This window comes from Pseudoduganella sp. R-34, from assembly GCF_049904655.1.
Lineage (GTDB): Bacteria > Pseudomonadota > Gammaproteobacteria > Burkholderiales > Burkholderiaceae_D > Rugamonas.
Map to the genome: position 1 here is coordinate 2,302,975 of NZ_CP184572.1, position 26,457 is coordinate 2,329,431.

Genomic DNA, 26,457 nt, shown 5'->3' on the forward strand with positions numbered 1-26,457 from the left:
GCATGGCTCGCCCAGTACGCATCTTGCAGCTCGTGCCGGAACCCTTGCCGACTTTTCGCGCCGACGTGGCGACCCTTTTCGGAAAATACCTGCCGCGCCATGGCGTGCAATGCCACCTGGTCGGCAAAGGCAGCGCGGCGCCAGCCGATAACCAGGGCTTCGCCTCTTCACGGCGGGCACGAGTTGGTGCGCGCTGGAAAGCGGAACTGTCTTTTCTCTGGCTATGCCTGCGCGCCTTGCTTGGCGCTAACCGCCGCACCCACGATGCGCTGCAGGTGCGCGACATGGTCAGCATCGGCTTGCTGGCGTTGCTGGTGGCGCGCATGAAGGGGATGCCGATGATGTATTGGCTGTCATACCTGATGAGCGAAGGGCGTATCGAGCGGGCTCGCGATGAGCTGGCGCGGCTGCAGGGGCGCCCTGGCTGGCGGCGCCTGCGGGCGCGCCTCGTCCTCGCCAAAGGCCTGGCCGAACGCTGGCTGCTGTACCGCGTGCTGCTGCCGCGCGCCGATCACGTGTTCGTGCAAAGCGAGGCGATGGCGCGCCTGGTGGCGCAGCATGGCGTGCCGGCAGGACGGATCAGCGCGGTGCCGATGGGCGTCGACATGGAAGCCCTGGCGCGGCCCGAGCTGCGGCCCGCGGCCCGTGCCTGGGCCGGCTGGCAAGGGCGGCCGGTGGTGGCCTATCTCGGTACGCTGGACCGGGCGCGTTGCCTTGAGCGCGTGCTTGATGCATTGGTGCTGGTGCGGCGCGAGCTGCCGGAGGCGAGCTTGCTGCTGATCGGCAGTTCGCCGCAGCATGGCGACGTGGTTCAGCTGCTCGGCGCCGCGCGCGAACGCGGGCTGGAAGAAGCGGTGCAGGTCACCGGCTGGCTGCCTCCCGTGCAAGCCTGGGAATACCTGCTTGGAGCGCAGGCGGCCATATCGTATGTGCCGCGCGGCGCACTGTATGACGTCAGTTCGCCGACCAAGTTGCTGGAATACCTGGCGTTGGGCATGCCTTGCGTTGGCAACGACATCCCTGACCAGGAGGCCGTGCTGGCGGCAAGCGGCGCCGGCTGGCTGGCGGCAAGCACGCCGCAAGCCATGGCCGAGGGCCTGCTGGCGATCCTGCGCGATCCGCAAGCGGCGCGGGCACGCGCTGCGGCCGGCCCGGCCTATATCGAGGCGGCGCGCAGCTACCGCGTGCTGGGCGAGGCGGTGGCGCAACGCTACCGGAACCTGGTTGGAGGCGATCATGCTGGCCGAATTGCGTAAAGAGTTCCTGTACGGCGGGCGCGCCCTGGTGCGCGACAATGCGCTGAGCCAGCGCCTGGTGCGGCGCCTGCGGGGGCATGAGCTGATGGACGATTACGCGCTGAAGGTGATGGGCGACCGGCTCCTGCACCGCAGCCTGCAGGCCGCGATCGAGAAGCTTCCATACTACGCCCACATCACGCGCGACTTCTCGCCTGTCGAAGCGCGGCAGGCCTTGCGCGAGCTGTTCCCGATTGTCGATAAGTCGGCCTTGCTCGAGCATCCGCAGGCGCTGTATCCGAACGGAGGCAGCAAGCGGCCGTGGCAGGCGCTCGGCAAGACCAGCGGGACCACGGGCACGCCGCTGGTGATCATTCGCAGCCTGCAGTCGGTGCAGATGGAGCAGGCCTTCATCAAGCGCCATTGGACCTGGGCCGGCTATGTTGACGGCATGCCGCGCGCGACCTTGCGCGGGGACATGGTGGCCGGCCTGGACCAGGCGCGCCCGCCCTACTGGTTCGAGAACCGCTACAACCGGCAGTTGCTGCTTTCCTCGCGCCACCTGACCGATCATTGTGTCGATCCCATCATCGACAAGCTACGCGACTATGCGCCCGCCATGATGCAGGCTTACCCGTCCACCGCCTACACGCTGGCGCAGCAACTCGAGCGGCGCGGCATGCGCTTGCACGTGCCCTACCTGTTCACCGCGTCGGAGCCGCTTTACCCGCACCAGAAAGAGCTGATTGGCGAGCGCCTGGCGGGAAAGATCATGGACATGTACGGCATGGCGGAGCGGGTTGCCTTCGCGACCCAGTGCGAGTATGGCTCCATGCACGTCAATCCGGACTATTCCCACGTCGAAATCCTCGACGAGCATGGCGAGCCAACCGACGGCTACGGCCATGTGGTGGGCACCACCTTGCATAACCTGGCGATGCCGCTGGTGCGTTATCGCCTGAGCGACCGCACGCGCTGGAGGCATGGCCATTGCCTTTGCGGCCGGCCGTTCCCGATGATCGAGCCTGTCACCGGCAAGCTGGAAGACCGGATCACCGGCGGCGATGGCTCGGAAGTCAGTCCTTCCGTGCTGACTTTTGCCTTCAAGGGCGTGGAAAACGTGCGCAAGTCGCAGGTCGCGCAGGTCGGCCCGGGCTTGTGGGAACTGCGCCTGGTGCCGGATGCGCGTTTCTCGCAGGCGGACCAGGACAAGCTGCTGCGCAACATCGCCCAGCTGGTCGATGCGACGGTGCAGGTGAAGGTGGTGCTGCGCGACGAGTTGCCAAATACCGCTGCAGGCAAGTTCCGCTGGGTCGTCAACGAATGGCAGGACGGGCGGCGCTCATGAAAACCATCGTGATGCTGGGCACCGGCATGGACACCATGGGTGGCATCGCTTCCGTGGTCAAGGTGTATGAGCAGGCGGGCATGCTGCGGCGTTTTCGCGTGCGCTACCTGGCTACGCATTGCGACGGCAGCAGGTGGCGCAAGCTGCGCGTGATGCTGGCGGCCTACGCCGTTTTCGCGGGCATGCTGTTGCGCGGACAGGTCGGGCTGGTGCACGTGCACCTGGCTTCGCGCGCGAGCTTCTGGCGCAAGTCGGGCTTCTTCCTGCTGGCTTTCGCCGCCGGGGTGCCGGCGATCCTGCATTTGCACGGGGCCGAGTTTGCGCAGTTCTATGGCGAGGAGTGCGGACCCTGGCGCAAGCGCTTCGTACGCTTCATCTTCGATCGCAGCACACGCGTCGTGGTGCTGTCGGAGGCCTGGCGGCGCTGGGTGGAGGGCATGTCGCGCAACCGGCATGTGCAGGCGATCTATAACCCGGTGCTGCTGCCTGCCGCCAGTGCGTGGGAGCAGCGGCGGCGCGGTGCGGTGCTGTGCCTGGGGCGCCTGGGGCGGCGCAAGGGCAGCTACGACTTGCTGCAGGCGGCGGCGCGCGTGGCGCCGCAGGTCTCGGCGCTGGAGTTGCGGCTGGGGGGCGATGGCGAGCTTGATGCCGTACGCGAGCGGGCGGCGCAACTGGGCATTGCCAACCAGCTCAACCTGCTCGGCTGGGTCGGGGCGGAAAGCCGCCAGCAGCAGCTGGCGCTGGCCTCATTGTTTGCGCTGCCTTCGTATAACGAGGGCCTGCCCATGAGCGTGCTGGAAGCGATGGCGGCGGGCTTGCCGGTGCTGGCAACGCCGGTCGGCGGAATTCCGGAAGCGGTCGCCGACGGCGTGGAGGGTTTCCTCGTCGCGCCGGGCGACGTCGATGCGCTGGCTGCGCGGCTGGCGCAGCTGCTGGAAGACGATGCGCTGGCGCGGCGCATGGGGGAGGCAGCGCGGCGCAAGGTGGAATCCACCTTCTGCAGCGATGCCGTGTTGCCGCAGCTTGAGCGGCTGTATCGCGAACTGGGGTTCTTGCCGCAATGACTGCACTTGCCTGGAAAATCAATCGCCTCAAGCTGATGGGGCCTGCCGAAGTTGTCTGGCGCGTGCACCAGCTGGCGCGGCGCAAGGCCGCGGCCATGGGGCTGGGACTGGCGAGCTATCCGCCGGTGCCGGCGCTGGACCGCTTTGGCGCGGCCTTCCTTGCCGCGCCGGCGGGCGTCGACCAAGCCGCGCTTTGCCTGGCCGCCGACTCGCTGCTGGCAGGGCGCTGGAACGTGTTTGCGCTGCAGGGCGTGCAGCTTGGCTTCCCGCCGCAATGGAACCGCGATCCACGCACCGGCACCACGTCGCCGATGGCGCCGGGGCCTTCGATCGATTACCGCGACGCCTCGCTGGTGGGCGATATCAAGTACCTGTGGGAGCCGAGCCGCCATCTGGAACTGGTGACGCTGGCACAGGCGTGGCGCGGCTCCGGCGAGCGCAAATACAGGGACGGCGCGCGTACGCTGCTGCTTTCCTGGCTCGACCAGTGTCCTTATCCGCAAGGCGTGCACTGGGCCAGTTCGCTGGAACTTGGCGTACGCCTGCTGAACTGGTCCGCCGCCTGGCAACTGCTGGCCGGCAGCCTTGACGACGACTGGCGGCATCGCTGGCTCAACGCGGTCTACAAGCATTGCCACTTCATCAGCCATCACCTGTCGCGCCATTCGTCGGCCAACAACCATTTGCTTGGCGAGTACATGGGCTTGTACATCGCGAGCGTGCAATGGCCTTGCTGGAGCGAGAGCGTGCGCTGGCGCGCCCTGGCCGAACGCGGCCTGGTCGAGCAGGGCTTGCAGCAGAACTGGGAGGACGGCGTCAACAAGGAACAAGCCATCTACTATCACCACGAAGTGATGGACATGATGCTGCTCTGCCAGCTTGCTGCGCAAGCCAACGGCAGCAGCTTCCCGCCCGAATGGCTGGCGCGCCTTGAGCGCATGGCGGAGTTCCTCGCGGCCGTGATGGATGCCGGGGGCAACGTGCCGATGATTGGCGATGCCGACGATGCGCGCATGCTGCGCCTGGACGGCTCGGCTGCGCCGCCGTACCGCTCCCTGCTCGCCAGCGCGGCGCTGCTGTTCGGGCGCGCCGACTTCAAGGCAAAGGCGGGCGTGCTTGATGAGCGCAACCGCTGGCTGTTCGCCGATGCCGACGCGCGCTGGGCCGCCTTGCCGGCGCCTGCGCCCGGCGCAAGGGAGACGCCGCGCCTGGCGTTTCCGCAGGGCGGCTACTACCTGCTCGGCAAGGACTTTGGCACGCCGCAGGAAGTGCGCATCGTGGCCGATTGCGGCCCCCTGGGCTATCTTTCGCTGGCGGCGCACGGGCATGCCGATGCGCTGGCCTTCACGCTCTCCATGGGCGGGCAGGAGATGCTGGTCGATCCCGGCACGTATGCCTACCACACGCATCGCCAGTGGCGCGATTACTTCCGCAGCACGGCTGCGCACAACACGGTGCAGGTCGATGGGCTGGACCAGTCTGAGATCGGCGGCAATTTCATGTGGCTGCACAAGGCCAATGCGCGCGCGTTGTCGCACGATGCACCACATTTCTTCGAGGGAAAACATGATGGCTATATGCGCTTGCGCGATCCCGTCATGCATCGCCGCACCATTCGTTTCGATTCCAAACGGAACACGGTAAAAGTTGAAGATACCCTAGAATGTTCTGGCGAGCACGAGGTAGCCCTGCACTGGCATTTTGCGGAAGGCTGCCATGCCGAAAAGGTTGGGCAAGCTTTGCATGTCGCCAGGCGCGACAAGGGCTTGCACATGGCATGCCATTTCGGGAATGGGCCGCAACTCCATTGCGCCAGCACGGCGCCAATCGCGGGATGGATCTCGCGCAGCTTTGACAGCAAATCCGGCATCGCGACAGCAGCGTGGCGCGGAACGATACGCGGCACCAGCACGATTGTGACCGAAATTACCTTACTGGAAGGAGCGTCATCGTGAAGATCAGTATCTTTGGCATGGGCTACGTAGGTGCAGTGTCGGCAGGCTGCCTGGCGGCAGAAGGCCATACGGTGATCGGGGTCGATCCGAACCGCACCAAGGTTGGGCTGATCAACGAGGGGCGCACGCCGATTATCGAGAAGGATATCGGCGAGATGATTGCCGGCGCGGTGCGCGATGGCCGCTTGCGCGCCACCGACAGCGTGCGCGATGCCGTGATGTCGAGCGAGATTTCGCTGGTGTGCGTCGGCACGCCATCGCAACTGAACGGCAATCTCGACCTGAGCGCGGTGCGCAAGGTGTGCGAACAGATCGGCCATGCGCTGCGCGAGAAAGACGGCTTCCATGTCGTGGTGGCGCGCAGCACCATGTTGCCCGGCTCCATGCGTTCGCTGGTGATTCCGACGCTGGAGGAGGCGTCCGGGAAGCGCGCCGGCATCGATTTCGGCGTGTGCAGCAACCCGGAATTCCTGCGCGAGGGCACGGCAGTGCATGACTACCACCACCCGCCGAAGACGGTGATCGGCGAGACCGACGAGCGTTCTGGCGAGCTGTTGCTGCAACTGTATGCCGGCATGGATGCGCCGGTGGTGCGCACCGACGTCGAGACGGCTGAAATGGTGAAGTACACCGACAATACCTGGCACGCGCTGAAGGTCGATTTCGCCAACGAGATCGGCAACATCTGCAAGGCAGTCGGCATCGACGGGCACGAGGTGATGGAGATCTTCTGCAAGGACACCAAGCTGAATCTCTCGCCCTATTACATGAAGCCCGGCTTCGCCTTTGGCGGTTCCTGCCTGCCGAAGGACGTGCGTGCGCTGGTCTACAAGGCGCGCCAGCTCGACCTGGAGCTGCCCCTGCTGAACGCCATCCTGCCGTCCAACCACAAGCAGGTGGAAAAGGGCCTGAAGATGGTGATGGAAAAGCCGGGCAGGAAGGTCGGCATCCTCGGCTTTTCGTTCAAGGCGGGAACCGACGACTTGCGGGAATCGCCGCTGGTGGACGTGATCGAACACCTGATCGGCAAGGGCTATGAGCTGCGCCTGTACGACAAGAACGTGAAACTGGCGGCGCTCACCGGCGCCAACCAGGACTACATCATGAATATCATTCCCCACATCTCGCGGCTGATGGTCGACTCGATGGACGCGGTGCTGGCCTTTGCGGATACGGTGGTGATCGGCAACGGTGCGCCGGAGTTCCAGTCGGTGCCCGACCGGCTGCGGCCCGGGCAGCACCTGGTGGACCTCGTGCGCGTCTCCGGCAAGCAGAGCGAGGGGGCATACGATGGCATCTGCTGGTAAACGCACGGATCAGCGCCGAGTCCTCATCATCGTCGAAAACCTGCCGTCGCCATTCGACCGGCGCGTATGGCAGGAGGCGACGACCCTGCATGCCAACGGCTACCAGGTGGCGATTATCTGCCCGACCGGCAAGGGCTACGAGTCGCGCCACGAGGAGCTGGACGGCATCCACATCTACCGCTACAAGCTGCCGATGGAGGCCGAAGGGGCGCTGGGCTACGCCATCGAGTATTCGGCCGCCCTGTTCCACAGTTCGCGGCTGGCGTGGAAGGTCCTGTTCCGCCACGGCTTTGACGTCATCCATGCCTGCAATCCGCCCGACCTGCTGTTCCTGGTCGGGGGCTTCTTCAAGTTCGTGCTGGGCAAGCGCTTCCTGTTCGACCACCACGACATCAACCCGGAACTGTACGAGGCCAAGTTCGGGCGGCGCGACTTCTTCTACAAGCTGATGGTCTGGCTGGAACGCCTTTCGTTCCGTACCGCCGACGTCTCGATTGCCACCAACGATTCGTACAGGCGCATCGCCATCGGGCGTGGCGGCATGGACCCGGACAAGGTGTACGTGGTGCGCAGCGGGCCCAAGCTGGACCGCCTGCGCGTGCTGCCCGCGGTGGATGCGCTGAAGCAGGGCAGGCGCTTCCTGGTCGGCTATGTTGGCGTGATGGGAGCGCAGGAAGGCATCGACCTGCTGCTGCAAAGCGTGCGCGTAGTGGTGCACGACATGGGCCGGCGCGACGTGCATTTCGGCCTGGTGGGCGGCGGCACTTCGCTGGAGGACATGAGGTCACTGGCGCGCGAGCTTGGCGTGGCCGACTACGTGACCTTTACCGGGCGCGTGCCCGACCAGCAATTGCTGGAAATGCTGAACACGGCCGATGTGTGCGTGAATCCGGATGTGGCGAACGAAATGAACGACAAGTCCACCATGAACAAGATCATGGAGTACATGGCGCTGGGCAAACCGATCGTGCAGTTCGACCTGACCGAGGGCCGGGTCTCGGCACAGGAAGCTTCGCTGTACGCGGCAAGGAACGACCCGGTCGACATGGCCGTGAAGATTGTGGAACTGCTGGACGATCCGGAGCGGCGCGCCCGCATGGGTACCTACGGGCGCAACCGCGTGGTCAACGAACTCGAATGGGAGTACGAGGCGCCCAAGCTGCTGGCGGCCTACGAACGCCTGTACTCCGCTCCCGAGCTGGTGTTAAGAAAGGACAACCCATGAAAGCGATGATTCTGGCGGCCGGCAAGGGCACGCGGGTGCGCCCTTTGACCTATGAACTGCCCAAGCCGATGATCCCGATCCTCGGCAAACCCGTCATGGCCTATCTCGTCGAGCACTTGCAGCGGCATGGCGTCAGCGAGATCATGGTCAACGTCAGCTACCTGCATGAGAAGATCGAAGAGTATTTCGGGGAAGGGCACCAGTTCGGGGTGCAGATCGGCTATTCCTTCGAGGGCTATACCAACGACAAGGGCGAAGTGGTGCCGCAACCGATAGGCTCGGCCGGCGGCATCAAGAAGATCCAGGAGTTCGGCGGATTTTTCGACGAGACCGTGGTGGTGCTGTGCGGCGATGCGCTGATCGACCTGGACCTGAAGTCGGCCCTGTACGAGCATCGGCGCAAGGGCGCGCTGGCGACCGTCATCACGCGCGAGGTGCCGTGGGACAAGGTGAGCAGCTATGGCGTGGTGGTCAGCGATGACGATGGCCGGGTGCTGGAATTCCAGGAAAAGCCCGCGCGCGCGCAAGCGAAGTCGAATTGCGCCAGCACCGGCATCTACCTGTTCGAACCGGAGGTGATCGACCTGATTCCCTCCGGCCAGGAATTCGATATCGGTTCCGAGCTGTTCCCACTGCTAGCCCAGCGCGGCCTGCCGTTCTACTGCCAGACGCGCAAGTTCGACTGGATCGATATCGGCAGCGTCAAGGATTACTGGGAGGTGCTGCAAGGCGTGCTGACCGGCGGCGTCGCGCACATGACCGTGCCGGGCGTGCAGGTGGAGCAGGGCGTGTGGGTCGGCCTGAACACCAGCATCGACTGGAACGGCACGCGCATCATCGGGCCGGTGTACATAGGTTCCGGCTGCCGCATCGAGGCCGGCGCCACCATCATCGGGCCGACGTGGATTGGCCACGGCAGCCACATTCGCAGCGGGGCAAGGGTAGTGCGCAGCGTGTTGTTCGAATATACTCGAGTCTTACCAGACGTTACGCTCGACGAATTGATCGTGTTCAAAGAGTATAGTGTCGACCGCGCTGGCGAAATGCAGCATATTTCGCAGGCAGAAGGCGGGGGCTGGGCGAATGCGCGGGATCGACGCGCGACCCGGCGTGCCGCGCACAATGTTGCCAAAGAGACAACTCTAATATGAAAATTTATCCTGTCATCCTGTCCGGCGGCGCCGGTACCCGGCTGTGGCCCCTGTCGCGCGCGGCCTTGCCGAAGCAGTTGCTGCCTTTAGTGTCGGACAAGACGATGTTGCAGGAGACCGTGCAGCGCCTGGGCGGGCGCAACGGCATGATGGCGCCGCTGATCGTGTGCGGCAATGAGCACCGCTTCCTGGTGGCGGAACAGATGCGTGAGATCGGCGTGGCCCCGCTTGGCATCCTGCTCGAGCCGGTGGGGCGCAATACGGCACCGGCGGTAGCCGCCGCAGCCCACTACCTGAAAGCGATCGACCCGCAGGCGGTCATGCTGGTGCTGCCGGCCGACCACGTGATCAAGGACGTCGATGCTTTCTATGCCGCGATCCAGCGCGCCGCCGGCCTGGTGGAGGAGGGCGCGCTGGCCACTTTCGGCATCGTGCCGACCGCGCCGGAGACCGGCTACGGCTATATCCAGAGCGGCGAGACCTTGTCGTCTGAAGGCTGCTTCAAGGTGGCGAAGTTCGTCGAGAAGCCAGACCGAGAGACGGCACAGGGCTTTATCGCTGCCGGCAACTTCTTCTGGAATAGCGGCATGTTCCTGTTCCGCGCCGACGCCTACCTGAAAGAGCTGGCGCAATTCCAGCCCGACATGGCCAGGTTCAGCGAGGAGGCGGTGGGCAAGGGCTATCGCGACCTGGATTTCTGCCGCCTCGACGAAGCGGCATTCACGGCATGCCCGTCCGATTCCATCGACTACGCGGTGATGGAGCACACCCGGCAGGCGGTGGTGGCGCCGGCCTCGATCGGCTGGAACGATGTCGGGTCCTGGTCTGCGCTGGTGGACGTGCTGCAGGCCGACGGCGACGGCAACGTGACGCGGGGCGACGTGTACACCGATAACGCCAGGAACTGCCTGGTGCGCGCCGAAGGCCGCATCGTGGCAGCGATTGGCGTGCAGGACCTGGTGATCGTGGAAACCTCCGATGCGGTACTGGTGGCGCACAAGGACCATGTGCAGCGCGTGAAGCAGGTAGTGGACCACCTGAAGGCCAATGGCCGCACCGAGCACCTGCACCATACCAAGGTGTACCGTCCGTGGGGATCCTACGAAGGCATCGACATGGGCGACCGCTTCCAGGTCAAGCGCATTATCGTCAACCCGGGCGGCAAGCTGTCGCTGCAAATGCACCACCATCGCGCCGAGCACTGGGTGGTGGTGTCGGGCACGGCGCGCGTGACCTGCGGCGACAAGGTGACCCTGCTGACCGAGAACGAATCGACCTACATCCCGATCGGTATGAGCCATCGCCTGGAAAATCCCGGCAAGCTGCCGCTGCACCTGATTGAAGTGCAGTCGGGCAGCTACCTCGGCGAGGACGATATCGTTCGCTTCGAGGATGTCTACCATCGCGGCTAAACGCTGCGCCTTTGCCGCGCTCCTGCTGATTGCAGCCGGATTTGCAGCCGGGGCGCGCGCCGAACTCCAGCCGGCCCAGCTTGGGCTGGTCATCAACGATGCCGATCCTGCCAGCGTGGCGCTGGGCGCCTACTATGCGCAGCTGCGCGGCATCGCGCCGGCGCACATTGCCCACGTCAGCATTCCCGGCAAGCCGCACCGCCTCGATGCCGAGGCTTTTGCGCGGCTGAAAAGCGAGATCGACCAGCAGCTGCCGGCGGAGGCACGCGCCGTGCTGTTCGCGTGGACAGCGCCTTACGCAGTCGAATGTAATAGCCTGACATCGGCCTACACCCTGGGTTTCGATGCGACGCAATGCGAGCGCAGTTGTGCGCCCGGCCGCAAGAATCCCTATTTCAATGCCAAGGCGCTGCCGCCCGGCATGCGACTGTCGATGCTGTTGCCGGCCGAGCCGCTGGACGTGGCGCGCGCCGTGGCCGAACGCGGCAAGGCGGCCGGCTTCAGCCTGCCGCAGGCGGGCGCCTACTTCCTGCAGACCAGCGAAGCCGCGCGCAATACCCGGGCACGCTTCTTTCCCCCCAGCGGCGCCATTCCCGCACGCAAGCTGACCATCCACACGCTGCAGCAGGATGCACTGGAGGGCGCGCAGGACATCATGTTCTACCAGACCGGGCTGGCGCGCGTCGGCAAGCTGGAGACGTTGCGCTTCTTGCCCGGCGCCCTGGCCGACCACCTGACTTCCTACGGCGGGGATTTGCTGGGCAGTGGGCAGATGAGCAGCCTGCGCTGGCTGGAGGCGGGCGCCACCGCCAGCTATGGCACGGTCAGCGAACCGTGCAACCACTGGCAGAAATTTCCCCATCCACAAATCCTGTTGCAGCATTACCTCAGCGGAGCCACCGCCATCGAAGCGTATTGGCGCAGCGTGGCCTGGCCGGCGCAGGGCCTGTTCATAGGAGAACCGCTGGCGCGGCCCTATCCCCGTTAGTCCGTTCGGACTAATCGTGTGTCACCAACTAGTCATATCAAACAGTTAATATGCAAAAGAACAATAAAAAATCCTTTTGGTAAAAACTCTGGGGGTACACCTTTTCATGGACAAACGCATTTCCTTGCGCGCTACCGCGCTGGCCGCCCTGTTGGCCTGCCAGCCGGCATTCGCTGCCGACGTGGTGATCAGCCAGATGTACGGCGCGGGCGGCAACAGCGGCGCTACCCTGCGCTACGATTACGTTGAACTGTTCAACCGCGGCAGTGCTGCCGTGGCGGTGGGCGGCTGGACCATCCAGTATGCGTCCGCCAGCGGCACAAGCTGGGGCAGGGCAGAACTGCCGGCCGGCACCAGCATCGATCCGGGCAAATACTTCCTGGTCAAACTGGCCAGCAGCAATACCGCCGTCGGCGCCGACGTGGCGGCCGATTTCTTCAGCGGCAGCGTGAACATGAGCGGCGCCTCCGGCAAGGTGGCGCTGGTCAACAACAACACGGCGCTGACCGGCGCCCAGCCGAGCAGCGCGGCGATCCAGGACGTGGTCGGCTACGGTTCGGCGAATTTCTCCGAAACTGCGGCGGCGCCGGCAATGAGCGCCACCACCAGCCTGCTGCGCGCCAATAACGGCTGCACCGACAGCAACAATAACGCTGCCGACTTCACTGCCGTCGCGCCGCAATTCCGCACTGCCGCTTCGCCGGCCAATATGTGCGATGGCGGGCCGTTGCCGCAACCTGTCGTGCCGGTTTGCCCGGCCAGCGCCAAGCTGACTTTCGGCACGGGCGGCAGCATCGCCTTGTCAGCCTCGGACGCAGACGGCATCGTCAACGGCGCTGTGATCACGTCGGCAGCCGTGCCAGGCCTGAGCCTGGGCAGCCTGACTGCAGCTGGCGGCATCGGCGGCAGCGCCAGCGTGTCGCTGGTGGCGTCGCCATCGGTGGCAACCGGCACGTATCCGGTAGCCGTCAAGTTCAGCAACGACCAGGGCCAGGACGCCAGCTGTACCGTCAGCGTGACCGTGGAAATGGGAGCCGGCACCGTGGTGCCGGTGCCCCAGGTGCAGGGTTCGGGCGCCACCAGCCCGTACAACGGCGTGAAGCTGACCACCGAAGGCGTGGTGACCGCCAGGGTTGGCAGCGGGTTCTTCATCCAGGACCTGGCTGGCGACGGCGATCCGAATACCTCGGACGGCATCTTCGTCTACATGGGCTCGTCCCCGGTTACCGTGGCGCAGGGCGACCTGGTGCGCGTAAGCGGCACCGTGACCGAGTACAAGCCCAGCGGCGCCACGCGCTCCTACACCGAACTGTCGACGGTGACCAGCGTCGTCACCCAGAGCACGGGCAACAGCATTACCCCTGTCAATATCGACCTGCCCGGCACCAACCTGGCCAATGTGGAAGGCATGCTGGTACGCTTCCCCGCCAAGTTGACCGTCAACGGCACCGAATCGCTGGGCAGCCGCGGCGAACTGGCCTTGGCCGATGGCCGCCGCGAAGTGCCGACCAACCGCTATCCGGCACGCAGCGCTGAAGCCATTGCCATGGCGGCCGCCAACGCGGCCAATATGATCACCCTGGATGACGGCCTGTTCGTCACCCCCGATAGCGTGCCATATCTCGGCCAGGACGGCACCGTGCGCAGCGGCGACACCGTCAGCGGCCTGACCGGCGTCATCGATTTCGGCGCGCTTGGCAGCGGCGGCGCCGGCTTCAAGCTGCAGCCGACGGAAACCCCGGTCTTCGCGCGCGAGAATCCGCGCAGCCTGGCTCCTGAAGTGGCGGCGGGTAACGTGAAGGTGGCCAGCGCCAACGTGCTGAACTTCTTCACCACCTTCACCGACGGCACCGACGTGCTGGGCCAGTCCGGCCAGGGCTGCACCCTCGGTTCGGGCACCAGCAAGAGCAACTGCCGCGGCGCCGACAATATGACCGAGTTCGTTCGCCAGCGCGACAAGATCGTGGCGGAACTGAAGGCAATCGATGCGGACGTGGTCGGCCTGATGGAAATTCAGAACAATGGCGACTATGCCGCCAGCTACCTGGTCGACAGCCTGAACGCCGCCTACGGCAAGGTGGAATATGCCTATGTGCCGAAGCCGGACGCGACCGGCACCGATGCAGTTCGCGTGGCGATGATCTACAAGCCTGCCAAGCTGGCACTGGTGGGCGGTGCGCTGTCCGACGCGAACAGCGTCTATGAGCGTCCGCCGATGGCGCAGACCTTCAAGGCCGCCAACGGCGCGAAATTCAGCCTGGTGGTCAACCACCTGCGGGCCAAGCGCTGCAATAACGCAAGCGGCGCAAACGCCGACCAGGGCGATGGCCAGGGCTGCTACAACCCGGTGCGCATGGCTCAGGTGCAACAGCTGTCCGACGGCTTCGTGCCGCAAGTGGTGGCCGCGTCCGGCGACGCCGACGTGCTCCTGATCGGCGACTTCAACGCCCATGGCATGGAAGACCCGATCCTGTACCTGGCGTCGCAGGACCGCCAGGTCCGCTTCGAAAACCAGCTCGAGCGCTTCGTGCGTCCGAACGGCATTCCGCATTCCTATGTGTTTGGCGCCGAGAGCGGCTACCTGGACCAGGCATTGGCCAGCACTTCGCTGAGCCAGCAAGTGGCCGGCGCCGTGCTGTGGAATGTCAACGCCGATGAACCGGAAGTGCTGGACTACAACCTCATTGGCAAGAACGCTGCAGCCCAGGCGCTGTACAACACGCTGCCTTACCGGGCCTCCGACCACGACCCGGTGGTGGTCAGCCTGAACCTGCCGGCCGCGTATGTGGATGTGACGTCCAGCGTGCAGATCCAGCGCTCCGGCCTGGTACAGGGCCGCTTCAGCAGCGTCGGCACCGCGACTGCCTGGATCACCAACACCAGCGGCGCCGACATGGCCGCGCCGGTGCATTATGTGCTGCAGGGCCTGCCGGCCGGCGTGACCCTGGCCAACGCCACCGGTTACGTCAACGGCATGCCCTACATCACCGCCGCGCCGGCGCTGGCTGCCGGCGCCCAGGCCACCGTCCAGCTGCAATTCAATAATCCGAGCCGTGTAGCCGTCAACTACACGCCAAAAGTCTACAACGGCAGTTTCTGAGGACAGCAACCATGCAAAACACATTCATCACCCGTTTCCTGCGCAGCTTGGCGCTGCTGCTGGCTTTTAGCGCCAGCAGCCACGCCATGGCCGACGTCGTGCGCCTGGTGACGCTGGATACCGCCATTTATGGCGCCGGCCGCGCCGGCTACCTGGACTTCACCTTCAATGGCGTCGATGGCGCGCCGGCCGTGACTGCGACCATGTCGCAACTGCAGGGCTTTGACATGGACCCGGCCAATTTCTCGCCATGGGGCGATGCCGCCGCCGTGCCGGGCGGCTTTGCCCTGTTGAATACTGCCACCCCCAACGATGTGCTGTACCAAGGGGTGTTTGGCGGCGTGTTCAGCTTCCTGCTGACCATTTCCGGCGATCCGTCGGCATTGATGTTTTCCAATTTCGGCGTCCTGGCCCTTGACGATGCCGGCGTCCAGATCAAAGGCAAGGTCCTGGACCTGATGTTTGTCGCCGCGGCGGACGGCAGCCCGGACCTGCAAATCCTCAGCATCAACGACGCGGTGGCCAGCGTTGCGGCGCCGGCCGCCGTGCCGGAGCCGGCTTCGCTGGCCCTGGCGGCACTGGGCTTGCTGGCGCTGGCCTGCGCGCGCCGGCGCCGCGCTTGAATACGGCCGGTTGCACAAACACCACAAGCATCCTGGGAGTTTCGGCTTCCAGGGTGCTTTTTCATTTGGATGGCACAGAGTGAAGCGGGGTATTTATTTCGGCAGAATATTAATACTTAATTAAAATTGTATTAGCGTGCAGGACTTGGCATGATTCATAGTTTTCCGCATAACGACCTGCGTTTTTTGCCATGTCCTTCAACATTCTCGTCATCGACAGCGACCCCGCTGTGCAGCAACTGCTGGCCCATAACCTGGGGCAGGCGGGCTACGCGGTGCAATGCCACGGCGATGCGATGAGCGCGCTCGCAGCGCTGCAGGGGACGTTGCCGGAAGCGGTGCTGCTGGAGTGGGATTTGCCGGGCCAGTCGGGCCTGTCGCTGATCTGTCATGTGCGTGCCGCGCCGCGCACCAGCGAGCTGCCGCTCCTGATGCTGAGCGCGCGCTGCGCCGAACAGGACAAGGTGCTGGCGCTGGAAAGCGGCGCTGACGATTTCATCTGCAAGCCCTTCGGGCCGCGCGAAACCATCGCCCGCCTGCATGCGGTGCTGCGGCGCCGGCGCCCGGCTGGCATGCCGGGGACGCTGCAGGTGGCGGGCCTGCGGCTCGACCCGCATACCCTGAGCGTGACCGCGGGCGACCGCCAGTTGAACCTGGGACGTGTCGAATTCCGCCTGCTGAACTACCTGATGCACCATCCGGGCCGCGTGCACAGCCGCGCGCAGTTGCTGGACCAGGTGTGGGGCAGCCACGTCTTCCTTGACGAACGCACGGTCGACGCCCACGTCGGGCGCTTGCGCAATGCGCTGCAACCGAGCGGCCTGCACCAGGCGATCCAGACCGTGCGTGGCAGCGGCTACCGCTTCCACACCCAATGCTGAGCCCCGACGCCCGCGAACAGGAATACCTGCTGCACGCCATCGATGGCGCGCATGGCCTTGCCACGCTGGGCGAGTTATTCCTGTGGAGCCAGGGCGCCTTGCAGGCCTTGTTGCCGCATGGCGTGCTGCTCTGCATGCAGCTCGACGAACAGGGGCGGGCGCGCAGGGTGGACTGCCTGCACAGCACGATGCTGGCGCCGGCCGAGCGCGCCTTGCTGTGCGATGCGCGGCAAGGGCCGGTGCCGGCCTGGCTGCGGCTCTGGCAGCAGGCCGGCGGCCGGCCGCTGCCACTGCAGGCCGGCGCCATGGGCCATGGCCTGCTGCACGGCAGCGGGCCGCTGGCCTCCGGCGGCAGCGCCGTAGCCCTGCTTGGCTTGCACGCGGCGGCCGGCTTGCGCGAATGCTGGCTGCTGCAATTGCTGCTGCCCTACCTGCACCTGGCGCTGCAGCGTATCGCCACGGCGGCCCAGGCCCCGGCCATCTCGCCGCGCCAGGCGGAAATCATGCAATGGCTGCGTGAGGGCAAGAGCAACGAAGAAATCGGCCGCCTGCTCGGCATCAGCCCCTTGACCGTCAAGAACCACCTGCAACGCCTGTACCGCCAGCTCGGCGTGAGCAACCGCGCCCACGCCGTGGCGCAATTCCCCATCCTGCCTCTGCCTGATTTGTCGAAGATCTTTACAGTTTGATTAATTGCCAATAGTGGCATGACAGCAAGCGATTGATTCTTTTGGAAATGTTGTTTTGGCATGTTTTTTGCGTGCGCCGTCCCCCACGCACAAGTATCCGTGCGTAAAGTTGTGTTGTAGGCAATAGATTGGAGTCAGGCACCTATCCACGAGGCAGGCGCCATTTTCGAGAGTTCAACCATCCAGGGGATTCCGTGGCTAATTTTTCTAAGAACCAAACACATCGCGCAGGCAAGGCGATCAAACAATTCCTGTGTGCGGCAGCGCTGGCAATGGGCAGCGTGGCGCAGGCAGGGGTACTCGATTTCGAAGGCCAGGTAGATTCGCCGTTCGTCTTCGCCGGCGACCACATCAAGGTCGGCTCCTATTGGATCGAGTCGTATGGCGGCAGCCTGACTTCCGACCTGGTCGGCGCCTTTGTCGACGGCAGCGATCCTGCCAGCTGCTTCGGCGTCAGCTGCCCGGTCAACAACGCGTCGCAGTACTACAGCGGCCTGGATGATGGCTACTTCTACTTTGGCATGAATAACGATTCCCTGTTCCGGCTCGGCAGCCTGCGCGCCAGCTTCATCGGCAACGGCCAGGCCAGCTTCCCGGCCGTCGCCGGCATGCTGGTGCTGCAAGGTTTTAATGCCATGGGCCAGGCGGTGGGCGCGGCGCGCCAGCTCGGCCTGTCCGGTCCTGTCGGCGGCCAGTTCCGCTTCGGCACCTTCGACCTCAGCTCCATCAAGGAACAATTCGCCTTCGTGCGCGTGCTTGGCTATGCCTGCGATGCCGCTGGCAGCTGCAACCGCAATTCCAACCTTGGCAACTTCGCCATCGACGATATCGTCACCGTTCCCGAACCAGGCAGCCTGGCGCTGTTCGGCCTGGGCGTGGCCGGCCTCGGCCTGGCCAGCCGCCGCCGCCGCGCGCGCTAAGCCGACGCTCTTTCGCTAACCTGAACCGGGAATCCAAATGAAAATGACCATGAAACTGCGTCCTGCGGCACTGGCGGTGCTGGCCGTGCTGTCCTGCCTGGCCGTGAGCGCCGGCGCGCAAGAGGCGCGCAAAACCTATATCGTGCAATTGAGCGACCAGCCGGCGACGACCTATGTCGGCGGCATCAGCGGCTATCCGGCTACCCAGCCGGCGCCAGGCGCGGTGTTCGACTACCGCGATCCCAACGTGCAGAACTATGTGCGCTACCTGGGCGACCGCAAGGCCGACGTGCTGGCCAGCGTCGGCAATCCGACCGTGATTGCCAATTACGATGTGGTGCTGAACGGCTTTGCCGCGCTGCTGACCGACAGCGAAGTGCTGGCCCTGAAGAACAATCCCGCCGTGGCCGACGTGCAAGCCGATTCGGTGCGCCGCATGGAAACGATTTCGACGCCGCGCTTCCTGGGCCTGAGCACCGCCGGCGGCCTGTGGTCGCAATTTGCGAGCGGCAGCCAGGTCAAGGGTGAAAACCTGGTGGTCGGCATCGTCGACGGCGGCATCTGGCCGGAAAACCCGGCCTTCGCCGACCGCGTCGATGGCAACGGCGTGCCGACCTTCGATGCCGGCGCCAGCCTGGCCTACACCGCGGCGCCGGCCACGTTCACCGGCGGCTGCGTGGGCGGGGAGGGCTTTGATCCTGCCACTCACTGCAACAACAAGCTGGTGGGCGCCAAGTACTACAACGCCGGCTTCCTGGCCAGCGGCCGCCCCAAGAACTGGACGGAATTCTATTCGCCGCGCGATTCCAACGTCGGCAGCAATGGCGTCAGCAGCGGCCATGGCGGCCATGGCGACCATACCGCCTCCACCGCGGCCGGCAACAGCAATGTCCCTGCCGTGGTGGCAGGCATCCCGATGGGCCCGGCATCGGGCATCGCCCCGCGTGCGCGCGTGGCCGCCTACAAGGTGTGCTGGACCTATGACGATCCGGCGGCCGACGACGGCACCGGCGCCTCCAACGGCTGCTTCAATTCCGATTCGGTGCAGGCCATCGACGACGCCGTCAAGGACGGCGTGAACGCCATCAACTTCTCGATCAGCGGCGCCCAGAACACGGTCAACGACCCGGTCGAACAAGCCTTCTACCGCGCTTCGCTGGCGGGCGTGTTCGTTGCCGCTTCGGCCGGCAACAGCGGTCCTGCCAACGCGGTGGCCCACATCAGCCCGTGGCTGACCACGGTGGCAGCTTCCACCCATGACCGCAGCCTGGTGGCCGACGCCACCACCGGCGGCGGCGTCAAGTACACCGGCGCTTCGCTGAACACCCATGCGCTGCCGCAGACGTCCCTGGTGCGTGCCGAGGATGCCGGCGTGGGCGGCGGCAACGCCAGCCTGTGTTTCAGCAGCTCGCCGCCTGCTGGCCAGGTGCTGCTCGATCCAGCCAAGGTGGCCGGCAAGGTGGTGATCTGCACCCGCGGCACCAACGCCCGCGTGGACAAGAGCCTGGCCGTGCTGAACGCCGGCGGCGCAGGCATGATCATGATGGACAATGGCGCCGGCCTGGTGGCCGAGGCGCATTCGGTGCCGAGCGTGCATGTCAGCTCCGCCGACGGCGCTGCCATCAAGGCTTATGCGGTGGCCCAGGGCGCTGCTGCCACCAGCGCCATCGGCACGTTCTACCCGGGCAGCAAGCCGGCGCCGGTCATGGCCGGCTTCTCGTCGCGCGGGCCGAACATGGGCGACGCCAACGTGCTCAAGCCCGACCTGACCGCGCCCGGCGTGGACATCATCGCCAGCGTGTCGGCAGCCTTGACACCGGCCCAGCACAACGCGGTGGTGGCGGGCAGCTTCGTGCCGCCGGCGGCTTACGAGTCCTACCAGGGCACGTCGATGTCGAGCCCGCACGTGGCGGGCCTGTCCCTGCTGCTGCGCCAGGCGCATCCCGACTGGTCGCCGGCCGCCATCAAATCGGCCCTGATGACCACCGCCTATTCGACCCTGAACGACGGCCTGGCCGGCGCGCAGAACGGCTTGCTGCCATGGTCGCAGGGCGCCGGCCATGTGGATCCGAACAAGGCGGTCGACCCGGGCCTGGTGTACGACATGGGCAAGGCCGACTACGTGCAGTACCAGTGCAAGGTCAACCGGCCTGCCGTGCCGGCAGCCGATTGCACCGCCATTGGCACGCTGGACGAGACCTATAACCTGAACCTGCCGTCGATCACGGTCGCTTCGGCACTGGGCGGCGTCGGCACCACGGTGCGCCGCAAGGTGACCAATGTGGGCCCGGCAGCCACCTACACCGCCAGCGCGGTGCTGCCAGGCTTCACCGCAGTGGTTTCGCCGTCGTCGCTGACGCTGGCGACCGGCCAGAGCGGCAGCTTCACTGTCAAGCTGACCCCGAACGGCGCCCCTGCCAACGCCTGGCAGTTCGGCAGCCTGACCTGGAACGATGGCAGCCATAGCGTGCGCATTCCGGTGCAGGCCAAGGTGGGCAAGGCGGTGACGGCGCCCGCCATGCTGAGCGGCGACAAGGTTTCCGGCAGCCGCCTGTTCCCGGTCCTGACCGGCTTCTCCGGCCGCATGGGCTATGCGAAGGGTGGCCTGAAGGCGGCCAGCTATGGCGATGCCGTGACCCTGGAAGCCCAGGCGATCAACTCCGCCACCCTGAAGACCCTGTGCACGGCCGGAGTCGATACGGCCAACGTCAAGGTCTACAAGGTTAGCGTCCCGGCCGGCGCCGTGGCTGCCAAGTTCGCCCTGTTCGGCAAGGACTCCGGCGCGACGGACGACCATGACCTGGGCGTGCTCTCGCCAGGCGGCACCTGGGGCTACTCCGGCAACGACGGCAGCAACGAGTCGGTGCAACTGGCAGCACCTGCGGCCGGCACCTACAATGTCTGCGTGGTGGCATACGGCAGCACGACGCCGCAAGCCATGCAGCACAAGCTGGCATCGTGGGTCGTGACCACGGCCGACGCTGGCGGCAAGTTCGTGGTGGCAGTGCCGAGCAAGGTGGTGGCGGGCAACAACACCACCGTGGGCGTCAGCTGGTCCGGCCTCGACAATGACCAGAGCTATGTCGGCGCCGCCCAGTTCATGGACCTGAATGGCGTGGTGCAGGCGACCACCCTGGTCAATGTCAACACCGGTACCGCGGCCGTTCCGATTGCCGAGACCGACCGCGTGGCGGCTGCCAAGCTGAAAGACTAAGGCCTGGTAGGAGGCATCAGCTCCGCCCTGGCATGCGCAGCAGCGCATGCCAGGGCGGTTTTTTTTTTGCGGCGGGCTGCCGGCACGGTTGACCGGGCGGGCGGCGGGGCCGATGATAGGCCATCGCCTTTGGAGCAATATGTCATGAAACAGTTTGCCATCCTGCTGGCCTGCCTGGGCGCCGCTGCCTGCAGCCACGCCACCCCCGACACCTTGTCGCAGTTGCGCGCGATGGGCCGCGATGCTGGCTGCGACAGCGACCAGCAGTGCCGGACTGTGCCGCTCGGCGCCAAATCCTGCGGCGGGCCGGAAGGCTACCTTGCCTATTCCACTGTGCGCAGCGACCCCGCCAAGGTCGCGCAGCTCGCCGAGCGCTACCGCAAGGAGCGCAGCGATGCCAATGCCCGCTCGGGCATGGCCAGCGACTGCCGCTTCATGGCCGATCCCGGCGCTGCCTGCGTGGCCGGCAAATGCCAGTTGGGCGGCGCGCTGGACCGCTGACCTCCTTTCTTCCTCCCCCGACCAAGCCGGCCAAGTGTCGGCTTTTTGTCGTGCATTCGTATGCAAAGTGTCGGAAATCTTTACACTTTTTGTGGTTAAATAAATCTTGCCAAGATAACATATTGATTCTTTTGATAATTATTTCCTTGGCATGAAATATGCTTCCTACCGGCAACTTGTGGTTAGAAAATTTTCCACAAGTAAAGTTGCTCGATAAGCAACCGTGTTGTAGTGGAGCCGGGCGGTGCGGAGCAAAAGTTCTGCCATCGCCTGTCATGATGATAATTCGCAGAGGAATCGAAGTTGAAATTTTTTAATAATCAAGCACCTCGCGCAGGAAAAGCATTCGGTCAAATGATGTTGGCGGCAACGCTGGCCATTGGCGGCCTCGCCCAGGCAGGAACCTTGAGTTTCGAGGGCAAGCCGCAATCGCCATGGGTGACGGCTGGCCAGCATGTCCAGATTGGCGACTATTGGATGGAAGCCTATGGCGGTAGCCAGCTGGGCGATCTGGTGGGGGTCTTTGTCAAAGGCAGCGAGCCGGAAACGTGCGTCTCGGCCAGTTGCCCCGTCAACAATCCCAGCCAGTATTACGCCGGCCTGGACGATGGTTATTTCTATTTCGGCCGCAATGACAATACTTCCTTCCGCCTGGATAGCCTGAACGCCAGCTTCGTGGGCGCCGGCCAGCAGAGCTTCCCGGACATGGCCGGCCAGCTGCTGCTGCAGGGCTTTGATGCCGCGGGCAAGGAACTGGGCCCGCTGGTGCGCCTGGCCCTGGCCGCGCCGGAAGATGGCCAGTTCAGCTTCCAGCATTTCAACCTGGGCAAGCTGACCGATTACTACAACTCCGTGCTGGTGTTCGGCCTGCAGTGCGACGACGTTGGCCAATGCTTCCGCGGCGCCGGCATGGCGAACTTTGCGATCGACGATATTGCGACTATCCCGGAACCGGGCAGCCTGGCGCTGTTTGGCCTTGGCATGGGCGGCCTCGCCCTGGCCAGCCGTCGCCGCCGCGTGCGCTGAACCTCCCGCTAACCTGAACCGGAAAGATTCCATGAAACTGAATTTGAAACGCCGTCCAGCCGCCCTGGCAGTGCTGGCGCTGCTGTCCAGCTTTACCCTGTCCGCCGCCGCGCAAGAAGAGCGCAAGGCCTATATCGTGCAACTGCAAGACCAGCCGGCCGCCACCTATACCGGCGGCGTCACCGGCCTGGCCGCCACCCAGCCGGCCAAGGGCGAAGTCTTCGATTACCGCTCGTCCAAGGTGCAGAACTACGTCAGCTACCTGGGCGCCAAGAAGGATGAAGTGCTGGCCAGCGTCGGCAATCCGACCGTGGTCGGCAATTATGACGTGGTGCTGAACGGCTTTGCCGTGATGCTGACCGATGCCGAAGTGCTGGCGCTCAAGGCCAATCCGGCCGTGGCCGACGTGCAGGCCGACGCCGTGCGCCGCATGGACACCGTGTCCACTACCCGCTTCCTGGGCCTGAGCACCATCAATGGCCTGTGGTCGCAATTTGCCGGCGGCAGCCAGGTCAAGGGCGAAAACCTGGTGATCGGCGTGATCGACGGCGGCATCTGGCCGGAAAACCCGGCCTTTGCCGACCGTGTCGATGCCAACGAGGTGCCGACCTTCGACCCGGCCGGCACCCTGGCTTACACCGCGCCGCCGTCGACCTTCAAGGGCGGCTGCGTGGCGGGCGAGGGCTTTGACCCGGCCCAGCATTGCAACAACAAGCTGGTGGGCGCCAAGTTCTATAACTCCGGCTTCCTGGCCACCCGCAAGCCGAAACACTGGACTGAATACTTCTCGCCGCGCGATTCGAGCTCCGGCACCGACGGCCATGCCATCGGCCACGGCGGCCACGGCGACCATACCGCGTCGACCGCAGCCGGCAACGCCAATGTGATGGCCACCATCGGCGGCATTCCGATGGGGCTGACTTCCGGCATGGCGCCGCGCGCCCGCGTGGCCGCCTACAAGGTGTGCTGGAGCACGGCCGAAGAGGGCGCAGCCGACGGCACCAATGTCAACAACGGCTGCTACAACTCGGACTCTGTGCAAGCGATCGACGACGCCGTCAAGGATGGCGTCAACGTGATCAACTTCTCGATCGGCGGTTCGCAGACCAGCACCGGCGATGCCGTTGAACAGGCCTTCTACCGCGCCTCGCTGGCAGGCGTGTTCGTGGCTGCGTCGGCCGGCAACGCAGGCCCGGCCAATACCGTGGCCCACATCAGCCCATGGCTGACCACCGTGGGCGCATCGACCCATGACCGCAAGTTCCAGGCCGACGTCAAGCTGGGCAACGGCAGCAAGTATTTCGGCGCCTCCAACAACCTGAACAGCCTGCCCGATACGGCCCTGATCCGCGCCGAAGATGCAGGCGTGGGCGGCGGCAACGCCAGCCTGTGCTTCAGCGCCGCGCCGCCGGCCGGCCAGGTGCTGCTGGACCCGGCCAAGGTGGCCGGCAAGGTGGTGATCTGCACCCGCGGCAACAACGCGCGCGTCGACAAGAGCCTGGCCGTGCTGAACGCCGGCGGCGTCGGCATGGTGCTGAGCGACAACGGCACCGGCCTGGTGAGCGAGATCCACTCGGTGCCAACCGTGCACGTGAGCGCCGCCGACGGCAGCGCCATCAAGGCCTACGCCGTGGCGCAAGCTGCCGGCGCTACCGCCTCCCTGAGCGCCTTCTATCCTGGCACCAAGCCGGCGCCGGTCATGGCCGGCTTCTCTTCGCGCGGCCCGAACATGGGCGACGGCAACATCCTGAAGCCGGACGTAACCGCGCCGGGCGTGGACATCATTGCCAGCTACGCGGCACCGCTGAACCCTGCCGAAACGGCAGCGGTGGCAGCCGGCGCGCCGGGCCAGCAAGCCTATGCGTCGATCCAGGGCACTTCCATGGCCAGCCCGCACGTGGCCGGCCTCGGCCTGCTGCTGCGCCAAGCGCATCCGGACTGGTCGCCAGCGGCCATCAAGTCGGCGCTGATGACCACGGCATACGATACGCTGGACGACGGCCTGGCAGGCGCGCAAAACGGCAAGCTGTCATGGTCGCAGGGTGCCGGCCATGTGGCGCCGAACAAGGCCAACGATCCTGGCCTGGTGTACGACATGGGCAAGGCGGAACTGGTGTCCTACCAGTGCAAAGTGAACCGCGCACTGGTGCAGCCGGCTTCCGACTGCACCACCTACGGCACGCTGGATGAGACCTACAACCTGAACCTGGCATCGATCACGGCCGGCGCGATCCAGAACAGCGTCACCATCAGGCGCAAGGTCACCAATGTGGGCGGCGCAACGGCCACCTACAATGCCAGCGCCTCGGTGGCCGGCTTCAGCACCGTGGTGACGCCTTCCACGCTGACCCTGGCGCCTGGCGCCACCGGCAGCTTCACCGTCAAGCTGACCCGCACCACGGCGCCGGAAACCGTGTGGCAGTTCGGCAGCCTGGTATGGAGCGATGGCAACCACGTGGTGCGCAGCCCGATCCAGGCCCGCACCGCCAAGCCGGTCATTGCGCCGGCGCTGATGACTGGCGACAAGGCTGACGGCACCCGCCTGTTCACCGTGCGCACCACCTTCAGCGGCCGCATGACGGCGCTGAAGGGCGGCCTGAAAGCGGCCACCTTCGGCGACAGCGTCACGCTGGCTGCCCAAGGCCTCAGCTCGGCGGCACTGAAGACGGCCTGCGCGGCCGGCGCCGATACCGCCAACGTCAAGGTCTACAACGTCGCCATCCCGGCCGGCGCGGTAGCGGCGCGCTTCGCACTGTTCCAGAAGGATACCGGCAACGCCAGCGACGACCATGACCTGGGCATGCTGGCGCCGGATGGCAGCTGGAACTATTCCGGCCATGACGGCAGCGCCGAAGCGGTGCAGGTGGCATCGCCGGCAGCTGGCAACTACAAGGTGTGCGTGGTGGCTTACGGCGGCGAGAACCCGGCAGCGATGCAGCACAAGCTGGCATCGTGGATCGTGACCCCGGGCGACAGCGGCGGCCAGTTCACAGCGGCCCTGCCAGGCCGCGTGTACAGCGGCGCCAACGCGATCGTGGGCGTGAGCTGGGCCGGCCTGGACGAGAACCAGAGCTATGTCGGCGGCGTGCAGTTCCAGGACCTGAGCGGCACCGTGCAGGCGACCACCCTGGTCAACGTGAACACCGGCAGCGCCACCGTGCCGGCGGCGGACTCGGACCGCGCCCAGGCCAAGCTGCAGGACTGATTGCGGCTGGCTGAGTGAAAAACCGCCTGGACGCATGCCGTCCGGGCGGTTTTTTTTGCCATTGACTGCAAAGACACACACTATTGCGCAAAATGTTGTTGAATACTTAAACCGCATGGTAGGCTTGCGAGTTTCTTCAGCGGTCATCATAGGAGTCGTCCGGATGCAAGTAGCAAAGTTTCAAGGTCAGCGCCGCGCCACCGGCTTCACCCTGCTTGAGTTATTGGTGGTGATCGTCATCATCGGCCTGCTGGCCGCCTATGTTGGCCCAAAATATTTCTCCCAGCTGGGTAAATCCGAAGTCACGGTCGCCAAGGCGCAGATCGAAGCCTTCGACAAGGCGCTCGACACCTACCGCCTGGATGTCGGCCGCTATCCGAGCACGGAAGAAGGCCTGGCTGCGCTGCTGACGGCGCCGGCCACGGCGGGCGCCAAATGGAATGGCCCCTACCTGAAGAAGGTTGTGCCGGCCGATCCATGGGGCCGTCCTTACCAGTACAAGGCGCCGGGCGCCAAGGCTGAATACGAGATCATCTCCCTCGGCAAGGATGGCCAGCCGGGCGGCGATGGCGAGAACGCCGACATCGGCGCCCAGTAAGAACAGCGCAGACTG

General features: G+C 65.2%; 19 protein-coding genes. All 19 read left to right on the top strand.

What is annotated here, in order from left to right:
* Nucleotides 1–2 precede the first annotated feature (2 nt).
* The 19 genes from ACN9MW_RS10575 (at nucleotide 3) to gspG (ending at nucleotide 26,442) form a co-directional block, all read left to right on the top strand.
* Entirely contained in the window at nucleotides 3–1,256 is a 1,254-nt protein-coding gene (locus tag ACN9MW_RS10575; RefSeq protein WP_426170555.1) for a glycosyltransferase, read from the top strand.
* Entirely contained in the window at nucleotides 1,237–2,583 is a 1,347-nt protein-coding gene (locus tag ACN9MW_RS10580) for a phenylacetate--CoA ligase family protein (RefSeq protein WP_426170556.1), read from the top strand. The genes ACN9MW_RS10575 and ACN9MW_RS10580 overlap by 20 nt, the downstream gene beginning before the upstream one ends.
* On the top strand, nucleotides 2,580–3,647 hold the full coding sequence (locus tag ACN9MW_RS10585; RefSeq protein WP_426170558.1) for a glycosyltransferase family 4 protein: 1,068 nt from the start codon (nucleotides 2,580–2,582) through the stop codon (nucleotides 3,645–3,647). The genes ACN9MW_RS10580 and ACN9MW_RS10585 overlap by 4 nt, the downstream gene beginning before the upstream one ends.
* Entirely contained in the window at nucleotides 3,644–5,602 is a 1,959-nt protein-coding gene (locus ACN9MW_RS10590) for an alginate lyase family protein (RefSeq protein ID WP_426170559.1), read from the top strand. Before ACN9MW_RS10585 ends, ACN9MW_RS10590 begins: the two co-directional genes overlap by 4 nt.
* Nucleotides 5,599–6,909 (top strand): nucleotide sugar dehydrogenase, encoded by a 1,311-nt coding sequence (locus tag ACN9MW_RS10595; protein ID WP_426170561.1) that lies wholly within the window; start codon nucleotides 5,599–5,601, stop codon nucleotides 6,907–6,909. Before ACN9MW_RS10590 ends, ACN9MW_RS10595 begins: the two co-directional genes overlap by 4 nt.
* A complete protein-coding gene (locus ACN9MW_RS10600; protein WP_426170562.1) occupies nucleotides 6,893–8,134 on the top strand; it encodes a glycosyltransferase family 4 protein in 1,242 nt (413 codons plus the stop codon). The genes ACN9MW_RS10595 and ACN9MW_RS10600 overlap by 17 nt, the downstream gene beginning before the upstream one ends.
* On the top strand, nucleotides 8,131–9,285 hold the full coding sequence (locus ACN9MW_RS10605; RefSeq protein ID WP_426170564.1) for a sugar phosphate nucleotidyltransferase: 1,155 nt from the start codon (nucleotides 8,131–8,133) through the stop codon (nucleotides 9,283–9,285). The genes ACN9MW_RS10600 and ACN9MW_RS10605 overlap by 4 nt, the downstream gene beginning before the upstream one ends.
* A complete protein-coding gene (locus tag ACN9MW_RS10610; protein WP_426170566.1) occupies nucleotides 9,282–10,697 on the top strand; it encodes a mannose-1-phosphate guanylyltransferase/mannose-6-phosphate isomerase in 1,416 nt (471 codons plus the stop codon). Before ACN9MW_RS10605 ends, ACN9MW_RS10610 begins: the two co-directional genes overlap by 4 nt.
* Complete coding sequence (locus ACN9MW_RS10615) at nucleotides 10,678–11,685, top strand: TIGR03790 family protein (protein ID WP_426170568.1); 1,008 nt, start codon at nucleotides 10,678–10,680, stop codon at nucleotides 11,683–11,685. The genes ACN9MW_RS10610 and ACN9MW_RS10615 overlap by 20 nt, the downstream gene beginning before the upstream one ends.
* Nucleotides 11,686–11,791: 106 nt before the next feature.
* On the top strand, nucleotides 11,792–14,785 hold the full coding sequence (locus tag ACN9MW_RS10620; protein ID WP_426170570.1) for an ExeM/NucH family extracellular endonuclease: 2,994 nt from the start codon (nucleotides 11,792–11,794) through the stop codon (nucleotides 14,783–14,785).
* A gap of 11 nt (nucleotides 14,786–14,796) precedes the next feature.
* The gene (locus ACN9MW_RS10625) at nucleotides 14,797–15,408 is read left to right on the top strand and encodes an NF038129 family PEP-CTERM protein (RefSeq protein WP_426170572.1); all 612 of its coding nucleotides are present in this window, start codon (nucleotides 14,797–14,799) and stop codon (nucleotides 15,406–15,408) included.
* 191 nt (nucleotides 15,409–15,599) lie between these two features.
* Nucleotides 15,600–16,289, top strand: coding sequence for a winged helix-turn-helix domain-containing protein (locus tag ACN9MW_RS10630; RefSeq protein WP_426170573.1), 690 nt, complete (start codon nucleotides 15,600–15,602; stop codon nucleotides 16,287–16,289).
* The gene (locus tag ACN9MW_RS10635) at nucleotides 16,283–16,978 is read left to right on the top strand and encodes a LuxR C-terminal-related transcriptional regulator (protein ID WP_426170574.1); all 696 of its coding nucleotides are present in this window, start codon (nucleotides 16,283–16,285) and stop codon (nucleotides 16,976–16,978) included. The genes ACN9MW_RS10630 and ACN9MW_RS10635 overlap by 7 nt, the downstream gene beginning before the upstream one ends.
* Before the next feature lie 194 nt (nucleotides 16,979–17,172).
* Nucleotides 17,173–17,898, top strand: a complete 726-nt coding sequence (locus ACN9MW_RS10640) for an NF038120 family PEP-CTERM protein (RefSeq protein WP_426170575.1) — start codon at nucleotides 17,173–17,175, stop codon at nucleotides 17,896–17,898.
* Nucleotides 17,899–17,947: 49 nt separating this feature from the next.
* Complete coding sequence (locus tag ACN9MW_RS10645) at nucleotides 17,948–21,112, top strand: S8 family serine peptidase (protein WP_426170576.1); 3,165 nt, start codon at nucleotides 17,948–17,950, stop codon at nucleotides 21,110–21,112.
* Nucleotides 21,113–21,256: 144 nt separating this feature from the next.
* Nucleotides 21,257–21,613 carry a hypothetical protein gene (locus ACN9MW_RS10650; RefSeq protein WP_426170578.1) on the top strand — a complete coding sequence of 119 codons (357 nt, stop codon included), beginning with the start codon at nucleotides 21,257–21,259 and terminating at the stop codon, nucleotides 21,611–21,613.
* A gap of 354 nt (nucleotides 21,614–21,967) precedes the next feature.
* The gene (locus tag ACN9MW_RS10655; protein WP_426170579.1) at nucleotides 21,968–22,639 is read left to right on the top strand and encodes an NF038120 family PEP-CTERM protein; all 672 of its coding nucleotides are present in this window, start codon (nucleotides 21,968–21,970) and stop codon (nucleotides 22,637–22,639) included.
* Between the two features lie 31 nt (nucleotides 22,640–22,670).
* Complete coding sequence (locus ACN9MW_RS10660) at nucleotides 22,671–25,844, top strand: S8 family serine peptidase (protein ID WP_426170581.1); 3,174 nt, start codon at nucleotides 22,671–22,673, stop codon at nucleotides 25,842–25,844.
* Between the two features lie 163 nt (nucleotides 25,845–26,007).
* Nucleotides 26,008–26,442: a type II secretion system major pseudopilin GspG gene (gene gspG, locus ACN9MW_RS10665; RefSeq protein ID WP_426170583.1), complete on the top strand. Its 435-nt coding sequence runs from the start codon at nucleotides 26,008–26,010 to the stop codon at nucleotides 26,440–26,442.
* Nucleotides 26,443–26,457 lie beyond the last annotated feature (15 nt).